The sequence below is a fragment of the Flavobacterium gilvum genome (assembly GCF_001761465.1).
GTDB classification, from domain to species: domain Bacteria; phylum Bacteroidota; class Bacteroidia; order Flavobacteriales; family Flavobacteriaceae; genus Flavobacterium; species Flavobacterium gilvum.
In genome coordinates this window covers 1,424,420-1,439,574 of sequence record NZ_CP017479.1, presented here as the reverse complement: position 1 = coordinate 1,439,574, position 15,155 = coordinate 1,424,420, and the positions used below count along the sequence as shown (strand labels likewise).

Here is a 15,155-nt window from a genome sequence, read left to right as displayed (position 1 = left end):
TTGCACTGCAACGTCTCTACAGCCCTATAATAAAATTCAGCATTCATTTTAAGGCACAAAAAAACCGTCAAGTTAAAAAACGAGACGGTTTTTGTTTTATTCTTTGATAACATTTCCCTTAGTATCGTAGAAATGGTATTCTAAATACGTGTAAGCGTCACGCGGTATGATTTTCACCCATTTTTTGTGTTCAAAAAACCATTTTGAACGCAATGATGGAAAACCTTTACTGAGGTATGCAGCCACAAACGGATGTACATTGAGTACAACTTTTTTATGGGTTTTTAAAACTCCTTCCAGATCCGAAGCGATTTTATCAATGATTGATATCGGTGCATCGATATCTTTATTTTCATTGTTTGGATCTTCTTCTCTGGTGTTAATGTTTACTTCTGGTCTTACTCTTTGTCTGGTAATCTGGACTAGTCCAAATTTACTCGGTGGCAAGATTTTATGTTTCGCTTTATCATCGCTCATTTCTTCCCGCAGGAAGTCGAACAGGACTTTACGATTTTCAGGATTCGACATATCGATAAAATCAACAACTATGATTCCGCCCATATCACGAAGGCGTAATTGCCTTGCTATTTCGGCGGCTGCAATCATATTTACTTCCATGGCCGTATCTTCCTGATTGGTAGCTTTATTAGAACGATTTCCGCTGTTTACATCGATTACGTGTAAAGCCTCGGTATGTTCAATAATCAGATAAGCCCCTTTACTCATGGAAACGGTTTTCCCAAATGAAGTCTTGATTTGTCTCTCAATATTGAATTTCTCAAAAATCGGAGTGTCTTTGGACTGATAGAACTTAACAATTGATTGTTTGGATGGTGCAATTTCTTGCAAGTAATCCTTTGTTTGGTGGAACAACTCTTCATCATCAATCTGAATACTACTAAAAGTATCATTAAATACATCTCTCAATATTGAAGAAGCTCTGTTGAGCTCTCCTAATACTTTGGAAGGATGATGAGCAGTTGGTAATTTCTTACACATTGCAGTCCATCTGCTTAGCAGGTTCTGCAAATCTTTTTCTAATTCTACTGTGCTTTTGCCTTCGGCTACTGTGCGAACAATAACGCCAAATCCTTTTGGTTTGACTGATTGTACAAGACGTTTCAAGCGTTCCTTTTCTTTTTTGTCTTCTATTTTTTGCGAAATAGAAACTCGGTCAGAAAACGGAACCAAAACAATAAATCTTCCGGCTAGGGAAAGCTCTGCGCTTATCCTCGGCCCTTTGGTCGAAATTGGTTCTTTTACGACTTGAACCAGAACAGACTGATTGGCACTTATTACATCTGTAATCGTACCGTTCTTGTCTATTTCTTTTTCAAACTGAAAGTTTTTTAGGGAGAAATCTTTTATTTTACCTGCGCTTACAAGTTTTATGAATTTCAGTTGGGAAGTTAAGTTAGGACCTAAATCGTGATAATGTAAAAAGGCATCTTTCTCGAAGCCTACATTTACAAAAGCAGCGTTAAGTCCAGCAACGGGTTTCCTGATTTTTGCAATAAAAATATCGCCAACCTGAAAGTTGCTTTTCTCTTCTTCTTTGTGTAATTCAATTAGTTTTCCATCTTTTAATAAGGCAAAATCCACAAAGTCTGAACTAGATCGAATGATCAATTCTTTATTCATTTGTAAATTTTTATCCGAACTTTATGTTTGTTGTTTTTGGTTTTTGGGTTGTTGTTAAAATACAAATAAACGACAAACCATCAACTACAAACTTTTCAGCAAGGATGGATTAAACAATAATTTAACAGGTATTGTACCCGGGGAGATTTTTAGATTTCTGAATTTTGATTCTTGATTTTAGATTTTTTAAATCTGCAATCGTAAATCGGTAATCTTCAATCTTAAATCTCAATTTCAATGAACTTAAAAAAAGAAAAAGTAGTTTAAAACTACTTTTTCTTTTTGTGACGGTTAGCTCTCGCTCTTTTTTTACGTTTGTGCGTTGCTACCTTATGTCTCTTTCTTTTTTTACCACTTGGCATATCTAATAGATTTTATAAATTAATTAATAGTGTTATTTTGCTTCGTTGTTCACTTTTACACCTTCAACAAAAACTTTTGCAGGTTTGAATGCAGGAATGTTGTGTGCAGGAATTTTGATAGTGGTATTTTTGGAAATATTTCTTCCAGTTTTTTCAGCTCTTGTTTTAACGATAAAACTACCGAAACCTCTTAAATAAACATTATCTCCAGTTTCTAGTGAGTTTTTCACTTCATTCATAAAAGTCTCTACGGTTGCTTGCACATCCCCTTTTTCAAGACCTAATTTTTCTGAAATCTTTGCTACGATATCTGCTTTCGTCATTTTCTTTCCTTTTTATTATGTTGTAATAATTTTTTTGAGTTTGCAAATATATGAATTTAAAAAACAATAAATCAACCTAAATCGTTAAAATTTAATTACATAAACAATTACTTTTGTTTACAATTTTTTTACAATGAAATTTCACAACATTCTAATTAAGTGGTATTTACAAAACAAAAGGGATTTACCATGGCGAAAAACCACCGATCCGTACCCGATTTGGCTCTCAGAAATTATGCTTCAACAAACGAGAGTCGCTCAGGGAATGCCTTATTTTTTGGCTTTTACCACAACTTTTCCGACTGTTTTTGATTTGGCGAAAGCCGAGGAAGAACAGGTACTAAAACTTTGGCAAGGATTGGGTTATTATTCCCGCGCACGAAACCTCCACAAAACAGCTCAGACAATCGCCTTTGACCGCAATGGTATTTTCCCAGACAATTATACCGAGTTGTTAAAACTTAAAGGAATTGGAGAATATACCGCCGCCGCCATTGCATCTTTCTCCTATAATGAATGTGTGCCCGTTGTTGACGGAAATGTATTCCGGGTGCTTTCGCGTTATTTTGATGTTGAAACTGATATTGCACAGGCTTCTGCCAAAAAAGAATTTGCAGCTTTGGCTTTTGAATTAATGCCAAAAGAAAACCCAGCATTATTCAACCAAGCTATAATGGAATTTGGCGCCCTGCAGTGTGTGCCGAAAAATCCAAATTGTACAGAATGTGTCTTTGCTACTAGTTGTGCCGCTTTGCAAAAAAAGAAAGTACATCTATTACCTGTGAAATTAAAAAAGACAAAAGTCCGCAATCGCTACTTTAATTATATAGTGGCTGTCGATGAAATGGAGAAAACTTTTATTCGGAAACGGACTGAGAAAGGAATTTGGCACAATCTATATGAATTTCCTTTACTCGAAACCGAAAAGCCTGAAGATTTTGAAACCTTGGCTCAAAAAATCAACCAAACCTTTTTTCCGAAAAACGAAATAGAAAGCCTAATCCTATATAATGAAGAAAGTATCGTTCATAAATTATCGCATCAGCATTTATACATCAAATTCTGGAAAGCAAGTTTGAAAGGCGAAATTAAAAATGGAATTGACCTAGACACAGCCAAAACTTTTCCGTTTCCGATTGTGATTCATAATTTCATTGAAGATAAATTGTAAGATGCTTGTTTCGATGTAATTATTCCAGTCTTTTTTGTATTTTTATAAATCTTGTGAACAAAAAACCCAAGAGGAATCTTAAATATGAATACAAAAGTGCTCCATTTTTTAAGGTTTTCCTACAGAATCCAACTCTTGTGGATGCTTTGCTATTTACCCGCTTATTCTCAAAACAGCACTCCAACGGTTTCAGAAAACAAAACTGTGTCGGATAATTTAGCCGAACAATTGCAAAGCCTGTCCAAAAACAACGCTTCCGATTTAGTGTATTTACAAACCAGCAAAGGCATTTATGAAACCGAAGAGGATTTATGGTTTAAAGGCTACGTCTTGGATGCCCAAAATTTCACACCCTCAGCTCGCAACAAAATATTATTTGTGCAATTGATAGCAGACAAAACGGATAAGGCTGTTTGGGAAAACAAATACGAAATAGAAAACGGTTTTGTCAACGGTCATCTTTTTTTGCAGGACACATTACAGGAAGGAACTTATACTTTGGCGGCTTATAGCTCGGCTTCTTATACAAGAAATACAAATGAATTTTATGCTGTCAAAAAATTAGAAATTCTCAAAACAATAAACCATAAAGCTATTGTAAATCCTGTTGCAAAAGACAGTATTTTGCAATTCACCACTTTTCCCGAAGGAGGAAATTTGGTTTCGGGAATTCAAGGAACTTTGGGATTTAAGGCAGTAAATTCAAAAGGCATACCCGTGAATGTTTCGGCGACTTTGTACGAAAACAATAAACCCTTACTTGATTTCAAAAGTAGTCATGCCGGTATGGGGAGTTTGATTTTTACACCCGATGCGAATAAAGAATATCATATTCAACTCACAGAGCCCAAATCCAAAGAGCAATTTTCTATAACACACATTTATCAAAACGGCAAAGTATTGCAATTATTGAGGAATACCAAAGAAGCCCTGACCTTTAAGGTATCTCAAAGTGCCGCCTTAAATCCAGAAATCATCTATCTCCGATTTCAAGTTCGAGGAGTGGTTTACAGTATTGCAAGTGGTTTGTTGAAAAAAGAATTAACAATTAAGATTCCCTTAAACGATATCCCGCAAGGAATTGCAGAAGTTACTCTTTTTGGAGCAAACACAGAACCTCTTGCCGAGCGGTTGGTATATGTAAACCAAGACCAAAAATTAAACATTAAGACTGAACTCGATAAAAGTAATTATAACACTCGAGACAAAGCAAGTTTAAAAATAAAAGTAACCGACGAAAACGGCCAACCCGTTATGGCGCATTTGGGATTAAGTGTTTATGACAAATTGTATCAAAACCAACAGGATTCCAAAAACATACTTACGCATTATTTTCTTTCCACCCAGTTAAAAGGGAATATCTACAATCCCGCTTATTATTTTGATGAGAAAAATAAAGATCGCCAAGAAGCATTAAATCTACTGTTACTCACCCAGGGATGGCGAAGTTATGTGTGGGAAGAATTCAATTTAAAAGAGTTGGGTAATATAAGAACGATTGTTTTTGATGATCTGAAAGCCAAAGTCAATTTAAAAAAAGCGGATGCGAAAACAAAAGAACTACAACCACAAGGCATAACAATATTTTCGGCCGACGAAAAAAAAGGAACCGACCTTTTGATGGCTGATGAAACGGGAGCTTTCACCATTACCCCCAATGATTTAAAAAAAGGAGAGGGAGGCTACATCTATCTAAAATTATTAGCTCCCCCAGAATCTAACTATCATATCGGTTTCAAAGATTTTTCATTTGAAGAAATTAACAAAGAACGTAAAATCAAGACGGTACTTTATCCAATTTCAGCAGTATTGGAAACAAAAAAAGAAGTTTTATCAACTTTACCAGATCGCCCCGGAATAAATAAATTAAAAGAAGTTTTAATAACTTCAAAAAAGAAAAAAGTGTTTCGAGATAAGTATATCGGTAAATTGGATAGTTTGGCAAGAGTAATGCAATTTACTAATGATTTTTATTGTACCAGTACTAATTATTTAAATTGTCCACGTTGTAAGGATGGATGTTGTCCAGGTACTAGAGCAAAACCTGTAGAAGGAGGAGAATATGTAGATACTTCTCAATATACACAAGTCAGTCCATGTGGTCCTTATTTGAATGATGATAGTAAGGTGCTAGTTTACCACTACTACTCTAACCTAACAGAAGCGGAGCTTTTGTCAAAGTTCAACATCGTAATGTTTAAGGGATATTATGGCAAAAAAGTGTTTTACGAACCCATTTATGACGAAGTGACAATAAATGACAGCAGTCCGGATTACCGCAATACTATATTCTGGAAGCCGGATATTATCACAAACGAACAAGGAGAAGCTACAGTAGATTTTTTCTGTTCGGATATAAATACTGTGTTTTTAGGGAATATTGAAGGAGTCAGTGGAGATGGTTTGTTGGGAGTTGGAAATTTTGAGTTTACGGTTCGGAAAAATGCAAATTAAATCTTGAAAAAAATGAAAACAAAAAAACACCATTTTTTAAGGTTTTCCTACAGAATCCTACTCTTGTGGATGCTATTCTATTTACCCACTTATTCCCAAAACAGCACTCCAACGGTTTCAGAAAACAAAACTGTATCGGATAATTTAGCCGAACAATTGCAAAGCCTGTCCAAAAACAATGCTTCCGATTTAGTGTATTTACAAACCAGCAAAGGCATTTATGAAACCGAAGAAGATTTTTGGTTCAAAGGTTATGTTCTGGATGCACAAAATTTCACTCCCTCAGTTCGGAACAAAATTTTGTTTGTGCAATTGATACAAGACAAAACGGATAAGGCTGTTTGGGAAAATAAATACGAAATAGAAAATGGTTTTGTCAACGGGCATCTTTTTTTACAAGATACATTACAAGAAGGAATTTATACTTTAGCAGCTTATAGTTCGGCTTCTTATATGAAAAATACGAAGGAATTTTACGCTGTCAAAAAATTAGAGATTCTCAAAACAATAAACCATAAGCCAACCATAAATCCTGTTGCAAAAGACAGTACTTTGCAATTCACCACTTTTCCCGAAGGAGGAAATCTAGTTTCGGGAATTCAGAGTACTTTGGGATTTAAGGCTGTAAACTCAAAAGGACTACCAGTAAATGTTTCGGGCACTTTGTATGAGAGCGATAAACCGTTGCTCGATTTCAAAAGCAGTCATGCCGGTATGGGCGGTTTTTTATTTACGCCCGATGCCAATAAGAAATACTACATTCAACTCAAAGAACCGGCACGAAAAGAGCAATTCCCTTTGGCGAAGATTTATCAAAATGGAAAAGTGTTGCAATTAGTTAGAAATACAAAAGAGGAGCTCACCTTTAAAGTCTCACAAAGTGTTATTCTAAATCCAGAAACTGTTTATCTACGATTACAAGTTCGAGGAGTGGTTTACAGCATTGCAAGCGGTTTATTAAAAAAAGAATTATTGGTTAAGATACCTTTAAAAGATGTTCCCCAGGGCATTGCAGAAGCCACTCTTTTTGATAGTAGCTCTAAACCTGTGGCCGAGCAATTGGTGTATGTAAACCAAGACCAAAAATTAAATATTAAGGCTGAACTCGATAAAAATAATTACAATACTCGCGATAAGTCAAACCTAAAAATAAAAGTGACCGACCAAAACGGACAACCTGTAATAGCGCATTTAGGATTGAGTGTTTATGACAAATTGTATCAAAACAAACAGGATTCCAAAAACATACTCACCCATTATTTGCTTTCCACCCAATTAAAAGGAAATATCTATGATCCCGCTTATTATTTTGATGAGAGAAATAAAGACCGTCAAGAAGCATTAAATCTATTATTGCTCACACAAGGATGGCGAAGTTATGTTTGGGAAGAATCCAATTTAATAGAGTTGGGTAATCCATTAAGACCGATTGTTTTTGATAACTTGAAAGCTAAAATCGGATTAAAAAATGCAGGAGCAATAACAAAAGAACACCAACCACAGGGTATAAAGTTGTTCGCAGCCGATGAGCACAAAGGAACCCAAATTTTGATGGCGGATGCAACAGGAAATTTCACAGTCACTCCCAATGATTTAAAAAAAGGAGAGGGAGACTATTCCTATCTAAAATTGTTGGCTCCACCAGAATCCAAATATCATATTACTCTCAAGGATTTTTCGTTTGAAGAAATTAACAACGAACGAAAAATCAAGGCAACACTTTACCCAATACCAACAATTTTGGAAACCAAAAAGGAAGCTTTACCTACTTTTTCAGACCGCCCGAAAACAAACAAATTAAAAGAAGTTTTGATAACCTCAAAAAAAAAGGGATCAATATTAAGAGATAAATTTATCGGGGAGCTTGATAGTAAATCTCAATTAAAACCAGATTATATATGCCCATATGGAATCTTAAATTGTCCTAACCATCCCCCTTTTCAAGCTTATGATAGTAATAAACAGCTAACCGAGGCTCAGCTTCTAACGTATTTCAACATCGTAACCATTAAAGGCTATTATGGCAAAAAAGTGTTTTATGAACCCATTTATGATGAGGTTACGATAAATGACAGTAGTCCCGATTACCGCAATACTTTATTCTGGAAACCAGATATTATCACTAATGAACAAGGAGAAGCTACAGTAGATTTTTTCTGTTCGGATATAAACACCATGTTTTTAGGGAATATCGAAGGAGTCAGTGGTGATGGTTTGTTGGGAGCTGGAAATTTTGAGTTTTCGGTTAGAAAAAATGCAAATTAAATCTAAAAAAAAATGAGAACAAAAAAACACCATTTTTTAAGGTTTTCCTACAGAATCCTACTCTTGTGGATGCTATTCTATTTTCCCGCTTATTCTCAAAACAGCACTCCAACGGTTTCAGAAAACAAAACTGTGTCGGATAATTTAGCCGAACAATTGCTAAGTTTATCCAAAAACAATGCTTCTGATTTGGTGTACTTACAAACCAGCAAAGGCATTTATGAAACCGAAGAGGATCTTTGGTTTAAAGGTTATGTCTTGGATGCGCAAAATTTCACACCCTCAGCTCGCAACAAAATATTATTTGTGCAATTGATAGCAGACAAAACCGATAAGGCTGTTTGGGAAAACAAATACGAAATAGAAAATGGTTTTGTCAATGGTCATCTTTTTTTACAGGACACATTACAGGAAGGGACTTATACTTTGGCAGCTTATAGTTCGGCTTCTTATACAAAAAACACAAAGGAATTTTATGCTGTCAAGAAATTAGAGATTCTCAAAACAATAAACCATAAGCCAACCATAAATCCTGTTGCAAAAGACAGCATATTGCAATTCACGACTTTTCCCGAAGGGGGAAATCTAGTTTCGGGAATACCTAGTACTTTGGGATTTAAGGCAGTAAATTCAAAAGGCATGCCCGTGAATGTTTCGGGGATTTTGTATGAAAACGACAATCCTGTGCTCAATTTTAAAAGCAGTCATGCCGGTATGGGCAGTTTTGTTTTTACACCCGATGCAAACAAAAAATACCATATTCAACTCACGGAACCGGCATCTGAAGAAAAATTTCCTTTGGCTAAGATATATCAAAATGGAAAAGTGCTGCAATTGTTAAGTAATACCAAAGATGCACTGACCTTCAAAGTATCACAAAGTACAGCTCTAAACCAAGAGCTAGTTTACCTTTGGTTACAAGTTCGTGGAGTGGTTTACAGTGTAGCAACTGGTGTGTTAAAAAAGGAATTACTGATTAAACTTCCATTGAAAGATATTCCGCAAGGAATTGCTGAAGTCACCCTTTTTGACTCAACGACAACCCCTCTTGCCGAGCGATTGGTGTATGTAAACCAAAACCAAAAATTAAATATTAAAACCGAACTCGATAAAAACAATTACAACACTCGTGAAAAAGCAAGCCTAAAAATAAAAGTAACAGACGAAAACGGAGAACCCGTTATGGCTCACTTGGGATTAAGTGTCTATGATAAATTATACCTAAACAAGCAAGATTCCAAAAACATACTCACCCATTATTTACTTTCCACCCAGTTAAAAGGAAATATTTACAATCCCGCTTATTATTTTGACGAAAAAAACAAAGACGGTCAAGAGGCATTAAATATATTGTTGCTCACACAAGGATGGAGAAGTTATGTTTGGGAAGAATCCAATTTAAAGGAATTGGGCAATATAAGACCGATTGTTTTTGATGATCTGAAAGCCAAAGTCAATTTAAAAAAAGCGGATACAAAAACAAAAGAACCACAACCGCAAGGTATAACTATATTTACAGCCGATGAGCACAAAGGAACCGACCTTTTGATGGCGGATGCATCGGGGGGTTTTACTGTTACCCCAAATGATTTAAAAAAAGGAGAAGGAGGCTATAGCTATATAAAATTATTGGCTCCTCCAGAATCCAACTATCGTATTGATACCAAAGACTTTTCATTTAAAGAAATCAACAAAGAACGCAAAATCAAGACAAATCTTTATCCAATACCAGCAATATTGGAAACAAAAACAGAAGTTTCACCAACTTTAACAGATCGTCCGGGGGTAAATAAATTAAAAGAAGTTTTAATAACCTCAAAAAAGAAGCTAGTGTTTCGGGATAAGTTTATCGGGAAGCTTGATAGTTTATCTAAATTAAAACCTGATTATATTTGCCTCAATGGGATTATAAATTGTCCTAGACATCCACCTTATCCAGATTATAACAAAAATCAACAGCTAACCGAAGCTCAACTTTTAGAAAAGTTTAATATTGCAACAATTAAAGGCTATTATGGCAAAAAAGTCTTTTATGAGCCCATTTATGATGAGGTGACGATTAATGATAGTAGTCCAGATTACCGCAATACTTTATTCTGGAAACCAGATATTATCACTAATGAGCAAGGAGAAGCTACAGTAGATTTTTTCTGTTCGGATATAAATACAGCGTTTCTTGGTAATATCGAAGGAGTCAGTGGTGATGGTTTGTTGGGTGCTGGAAATTTTGAGTTTTCGGTTAGGAAAAAGTAAACCCAACATTGTCATGCTGTAAGCATCTCCGCAAGTAACTCTATGAGAAAATGGACTAAGCGTGTGGATTTAGCGACGGAGATGCTTACAGCATGACAAGTTTGCGGTGAAAACCTAAAGCGAAAAAACAATGCCAAAATAGTTTTCAAAAAATAACGTATCTTTGATAGAAATACCACCAAATCATGAACGGAACATTGAATAAAGTTATGCTTATTGGGCATCTTGGCGACGATGTCAAAATGCATTATTTTGAAGGAGGAAACTGTATCGGCAGATTTCAATTGGCGACAAACGAGGTTTATGTTAACAAAACAACCAACGAAAAAATTACTTCTACAGAATGGCACAACTTGGTCGTGCGTAACAAAGCAGCCGAAATTTGTGAAAAATATCTTTCTAAAGGAGATAAAATTTATGTCGAGGGAAGAATAAAATCAAGACAATGGCAAGCCGAAGACGGCTCTATCAAACATACCACAGAAATTCAGGTAACCGAATTTACTTTTTTGAACACCAAAAAAGACACTGAAAGCCATAAAACAATAAATTCATCAGAATCCCCAAAAAACACTAACTTTGACCCTCAAAATAACGACTTGCCTATCAACGACTTGCCGTTTTAATTGTTTAACTAATTTATACGAATTTGGACCCAGAGCCCAGTTTAGAGATTGCTTCTCAAGTTGATTTTACTTTAGTATTTGGTTTTATTGGGATTATCATTTTGCTTTTTTGCTCCGCAATAGTAGCTGGTGCCGAAGTTGCATTGTTTTCTTTATCACAAAAAGATTTAGAAGATTCCATCCAAAAAAATAATTCGAAAGGAAAGATAATTGCCAACCTTTTGGAAAAACCAAAAAAACTTCTGGCAACCTTACTCGTAGCCAACAATTTCATTAACATCGCGGTAGTTATTCTTTTTTCTTTTGTTGGAAAAGATCTTTTTGGCGCGATACAATCTCCTGTTTTAAAATTTATAACCGAAGTGATTCTGGTTACTTTCCTGCTATTGCTTTTTGGCGAAGTACTGCCAAAAGTTTATGCCAGCCGCAATAACATAAAATTTGCCCAACTGATTGCTTATCCTGTTTCGGGACTGGACAAAATATTGTCACCAGTAAGTATTCCTATGCGTTCGATAACACTTTTTTTGCAAAATAAATTAGCAAAGCAAAAGTCAAACTTCTCGATAGATCAATTATCTCAAGCTCTAGAATTGACCGCTACCGACGAAACTTCTACCGAAGAACAAAAAATCCTGGAAGGAATCGTTTCTTTTGGGAACACAGATACCAAACAGGTTATGAGTCCGAGGATCGATATTTTTGCTTTGGAAATTTCTGAAACTTTTACCGAAATTTATTCAAAAATCATCGAAAAAGGTTTTTCAAGAATCCCTGTTTACAGAGACAATATTGATCAGATTGAAGGTGTTTTGTTTGTCAAAGATTTACTTCCGTATATTAATAACACAGAATTTGATTGGACAACCTTATTGCGCGAACCTTTTTTTGTTCCCGAAAACAAAAAATTGGACGATTTGCTCAAAGATTTTCAGAGCATGAAAAGCCATTTGGCAATTGTGGTTGATGAATATGGCGGAACATCTGGATTGGTTTCTCTTGAGGATGTTATCGAGGAAATCGTGGGTGAAATAAGTGATGAATACGACGATGCTCAGGTAAATTTTTCCAAAATTGACGATAAAAATTATATTTTTGAAGGCAAAATAAACCTGAAAGATTTCTACAGGATTATTGATGTAGACGAAAATTTATTTGAAGAACGAAAAGGAGAAGCAGAAACTTTGGCTGGACTTATTCTTGAGATTTTGGGCAATTTTCCCAAAAAAGGACAGAAAATAGTTTTTGAAAACTGTACGTTTGTCATCGAATCAGCCGATCAAAAACGCATCAAACAAATTAAAGTAACGCTTGAATGAGACCACCCCCTGCCCCCTCCAGAGGAGGGGAATAGTAAAGTCATTATAAAAATTAAATTTTCAAAATGTTAAAAAAAATTACGGCCTTAGCACTTTTTTTTACACTATTATTTACGGTAATAAGTTGTAAAAAGGATGTTTTACCAAAACCCGCCAGCTATTTAAGGCTGGATTACCCCGAAGCAGAATATGTTACTTTTAAAAGTCATTGCCCTTTTGAATTTGACCAAAATTCTAAAGCAATAGTAAAGGAAGATAAGGATTGCGGCTATTCGATAACCTACCCAAAGATGAAAGCAACCATTTACCTGACATACAAACCGGTAAACAACAATATGAAGCAGTTACTTAGGGATGCCCAAAAATTAACTTACGAACACGTAATCAAAGCCGATGATATTTTGGAGCAGCCTTATATAAATCCTGAGAAAAAAGTATACGGAATGTTTTATCAGGTAGATGGAAATGCGGCAACCAATTCCCAGTTTTATGTAACCGACAGTGTTAAACATTTTGTTACGGGCTCTGTTTATTTTTATGCTAAACCCAATTTTGATTCCATCATGCCAGCGGTAAGTTATGTCAAAAACGACATGCAACGCCTGATGGAAACCTTGAAGTGGAAGTGATTTTGCTAATGATTAGTATATAGAAAACAAAAAAGCATTCGTCAAAAACGAATGCTTTTCTGTTTTTATAATTATTCAGCTTTTAGTTTTGTTATAGAGTTAGCCAAACTAAGGTCTAATCACTAAGTACTAACCACTTCTTCTTAAGACTTCATATTAGAAACCTTATATGTTTTTCCGTCACCTGTATCCTGAACAACTTTAGTTAAGCTTTCTGGAGTTTGAACCGTTTTGTCAAAAGTTACTGTTGCCAGTTTTTTGTCAAAATCTACTTTGGCTTCCTGTACACCATCAAGAGCGGTTAATTCGTCCTGAATTGTTTTGGCACAACCAATGGCACAAGTCATTCCTTCGATAGTAAAACTTGCCGTTTGTAAATTCTCGGGAGCAATTACTTTTTTAACTTTTGGGGCAGCTGCTTCAGTTGAAGTTGCTTCAGTTTTTAACTCAGCTTTGTTATCCTTACAGCTTGCGAAAAGCAATCCTGAAAGCGCTATAATTGCTATTGATTTAGTAAAATTCATTATGCTATTATTTTAGTTGATTTAGTTCATTCTAATTATTTGCAAAATTAATGAAAAAAGGAACGGAAGTTTTTAAAATTTTTACAATTTTGCATCAAAATGGCATTTATGATGACAAAGCAGTTGAAGTGGGTTTATTTATTAGTTCTGTCCTTAATTTGGGGAAGTTCTTTCATACTGATAAAAAAAGGATTGGTTGGATTGACCGCTTTTCAATTAGGCTCATTGCGTATTATTTTCGCGGCTGTTTTTCTGCTTTTGATTGGGTTTAAAAGTTTGGTCAAAATTCCGCTTCATCAATGGAAATATATAGCATTGACGGCTATGTTCGGGACATTTATTCCTGCATATCTTTTTTCAATTGCCGAAACTGAAATTGACAGTTCGATAACCGCCATTCTAAACTCCTTGACTCCGCTGAATACACTTATTTTAGGAGCGGCTTTTTTTGGGATTACCTTCAGAAAAAGTCAGATTTGGGGTGTAATTATTGGGCTTTTCGGGAGTTTGCTTTTGGTTTTTGACGGAGCAGCCAATCATCCCGAACAAAATTACTATTATGCCATTTTGGTCTTGATAGCTTCTATCTGTTATGCAACGAATGTCAATTTAATTAAAAGATATTTATCAGATTTGCCTTCTTTGAGCATTACAACAGGGAATTTTTTGGTCTTATTGTTTCCAGCTTTAGGCATTCTGTTTTTTACCGACTTTTTTGATGTGGTTCATGTGGAAAAAGTACAGCATTCCCTTTGGTTCATATTAATTCTGGGAGTGATTGGAACCGGAATTGCCAATATTATTTTCTTTAAATTAATACAGATTTCGTCACCTGTTTTTGCGACATCAGTTACTTATTTGATTCCGATTGTTGCTTTCTTTTGGGGATTATTAGACAATGAAATATTGACATTTGTTCAATGTATTGGTGCTTTTATCATTTTGGTTGGAGTTTATTTGTCAGCAAGGAAATAGGTTGCAGATGGCAGAAAACAGATTACACGTTAGACAAAATTCAAAATATCTTTTAATAAGAATTTCTAAATGTAACTCCCGCAAAGACGCAGAGACGCAAAGAAATTGATTTCAAACTTTATTCCTTCTCGAGAAAAAATCATTTGCGTCTTTCCTTAAAAAAACGTTTCATCAAATCGGCGGCTTCATTTGCCATCACCCCGGAAACCACAACCGTTTTGGGATGTAGCTGTGTCCCCATTTTCGTAAAACCACGATGTTCATCATTTGCTCCATAAACAATTTTAGAAATCTGACTCCAGTACAAAGCTCCCGCACACATTTGGCATGGTTCCAAAGTCACATATAAAGTACAATCTTTGAGGTATTTTCCGCCAAGGAAATTGGCAGCAGCAGTTATGGATTGCATTTCGGCGTGTGCTGTAACATCATTGAGCATTTCGGTCAGATTATGACTTCTTGCAATGATTTTGTCTGCAACAACAATAACAGCTCCCACAGGAATTTCGCCTTTTTCAAAAGCCACTTCGGCTTCCTGCAAAGCTTTTTTCATAAAATATTCGTCTGTGAAAAGGTTTTCCATAGAACAAAAATAAGAATTCAATTCGTACCT

12 protein-coding genes are annotated in these 15,155 nt (G+C 35.4%); 8 read left to right on the top strand and 4 right to left on the bottom strand.

Annotated features, from left to right (window positions below; all coding sequences use genetic code 11):
* Nucleotides 1–96: 96 nt before the first annotated feature.
* Both EM308_RS06010 and EM308_RS06005 read right to left on the bottom strand, forming a co-directional pair.
* Nucleotides 97–1,641, bottom strand: a complete 1,545-nt coding sequence (locus EM308_RS06010; RefSeq protein WP_035634382.1) for an Rne/Rng family ribonuclease — start codon at nt 1,639–1,641, stop codon at nt 97–99.
* 394 nt (nt 1,642–2,035) lie between these two features.
* The gene (locus EM308_RS06005; protein WP_035634379.1) at nt 2,036–2,326 is read right to left on the bottom strand and encodes an HU family DNA-binding protein; all 291 of its coding nucleotides are present in this window, start codon (nt 2,324–2,326) and stop codon (nt 2,036–2,038) included.
* 133 nt (nt 2,327–2,459) lie between these two features.
* Between EM308_RS06005 and mutY the strand changes: the two genes are divergently transcribed.
* The 7 genes from mutY (at nt 2,460) to gldD (ending at nt 13,043) form a co-directional block, all read left to right on the top strand.
* Nucleotides 2,460–3,497, top strand: a complete 1,038-nt coding sequence (gene mutY, locus EM308_RS06000) for an A/G-specific adenine glycosylase (RefSeq protein ID WP_035634376.1) — start codon at nt 2,460–2,462, stop codon at nt 3,495–3,497.
* A gap of 84 nt (nt 3,498–3,581) precedes the next feature.
* A complete protein-coding gene (locus tag EM308_RS05995; protein WP_156101301.1) occupies nt 3,582–5,951 on the top strand; it encodes a hypothetical protein in 2,370 nt (789 codons plus the stop codon).
* A 12-nt stretch (nt 5,952–5,963) separates the two neighbouring features.
* On the top strand, nt 5,964–8,216 hold the full coding sequence (locus tag EM308_RS05990) for a hypothetical protein (protein WP_156101300.1): 2,253 nt from the start codon (nt 5,964–5,966) through the stop codon (nt 8,214–8,216).
* Between the two features lie 12 nt (nt 8,217–8,228).
* Nucleotides 8,229–10,469, top strand: coding sequence for a hypothetical protein (locus tag EM308_RS05985; protein ID WP_070261796.1), 2,241 nt, complete (start codon nt 8,229–8,231; stop codon nt 10,467–10,469).
* A 185-nt stretch (nt 10,470–10,654) separates the two neighbouring features.
* On the top strand, nt 10,655–11,095 hold the full coding sequence (locus EM308_RS05980; RefSeq protein ID WP_035634367.1) for a single-stranded DNA-binding protein: 441 nt from the start codon (nt 10,655–10,657) through the stop codon (nt 11,093–11,095).
* Nucleotides 11,096–11,118: 23 nt separating this feature from the next.
* Nucleotides 11,119–12,414 (top strand): gliding motility-associated protein GldE, encoded by a 1,296-nt coding sequence (locus EM308_RS05975; RefSeq protein ID WP_035634365.1) that lies wholly within the window; start codon nt 11,119–11,121, stop codon nt 12,412–12,414.
* A gap of 65 nt (nt 12,415–12,479) precedes the next feature.
* Nucleotides 12,480–13,043: a gliding motility lipoprotein GldD gene (gldD, locus tag EM308_RS05970; protein WP_035634363.1), complete on the top strand. Its 564-nt coding sequence runs from the start codon at nt 12,480–12,482 to the stop codon at nt 13,041–13,043.
* Between the two features lie 143 nt (nt 13,044–13,186).
* Here the strand turns inward: gldD and EM308_RS05965 are convergent, their stop codons facing one another.
* Nucleotides 13,187–13,567 carry a heavy-metal-associated domain-containing protein gene (locus EM308_RS05965; RefSeq protein ID WP_035634359.1) on the bottom strand — a complete coding sequence of 127 codons (381 nt, stop codon included), beginning with the start codon at nt 13,565–13,567 and terminating at the stop codon, nt 13,187–13,189.
* A gap of 108 nt (nt 13,568–13,675) precedes the next feature.
* Between EM308_RS05965 and EM308_RS05960 the strand changes: the two genes are divergently transcribed.
* Nucleotides 13,676–14,542: a DMT family transporter gene (locus EM308_RS05960; RefSeq protein WP_035634454.1), complete on the top strand. Its 867-nt coding sequence runs from the start codon at nt 13,676–13,678 to the stop codon at nt 14,540–14,542.
* Nucleotides 14,543–14,681: 139 nt separating this feature from the next.
* Here EM308_RS05960 and EM308_RS05955 read toward each other — a convergent pair whose 3' ends face one another.
* Complete coding sequence (locus EM308_RS05955; protein WP_035634356.1) at nt 14,682–15,125, bottom strand: nucleoside deaminase; 444 nt, start codon at nt 15,123–15,125, stop codon at nt 14,682–14,684.
* Nucleotides 15,126–15,155 lie beyond the last annotated feature (30 nt).

Excerpts from the sequence above, each read along its gene's own strand:
- EM308_RS05955 (WP_035634356.1), bottom strand. The coding sequence starts at position 15,125 with ATGGAAAACCTTTTCACAGACGAATATTTTATGAAAAAAGCTTTGCAG.
- EM308_RS06010 (WP_035634382.1), bottom strand. The coding sequence starts at position 1,641 with ATGAATAAAGAATTGATCATTCGATCTAGTTCAGACTTTGTGGATTTT.
- mutY (WP_035634376.1), top strand. The coding sequence starts at position 2,460 with ATGAAATTTCACAACATTCTAATTAAGTGGTATTTACAAAACAAAAGG.
- EM308_RS05990 (WP_156101300.1), top strand. The coding sequence starts at position 5,964 with ATGAAAACAAAAAAACACCATTTTTTAAGGTTTTCCTACAGAATCCTA.
- EM308_RS05980 (WP_035634367.1), top strand. The coding sequence starts at position 10,655 with ATGAACGGAACATTGAATAAAGTTATGCTTATTGGGCATCTTGGCGAC.
- EM308_RS05995 (WP_156101301.1), top strand. The coding sequence starts at position 3,582 with ATGAATACAAAAGTGCTCCATTTTTTAAGGTTTTCCTACAGAATCCAA.
- EM308_RS06005 (WP_035634379.1), bottom strand. The coding sequence starts at position 2,326 with ATGACGAAAGCAGATATCGTAGCAAAGATTTCAGAAAAATTAGGTCTT.
- EM308_RS05985 (WP_070261796.1), top strand. The coding sequence starts at position 8,229 with ATGAGAACAAAAAAACACCATTTTTTAAGGTTTTCCTACAGAATCCTA.
- gldD (WP_035634363.1), top strand. The coding sequence starts at position 12,480 with ATGTTAAAAAAAATTACGGCCTTAGCACTTTTTTTTACACTATTATTT.
- EM308_RS05960 (WP_035634454.1), top strand. The coding sequence starts at position 13,676 with ATGATGACAAAGCAGTTGAAGTGGGTTTATTTATTAGTTCTGTCCTTA.
- EM308_RS05965 (WP_035634359.1), bottom strand. The coding sequence starts at position 13,567 with ATGAATTTTACTAAATCAATAGCAATTATAGCGCTTTCAGGATTGCTT.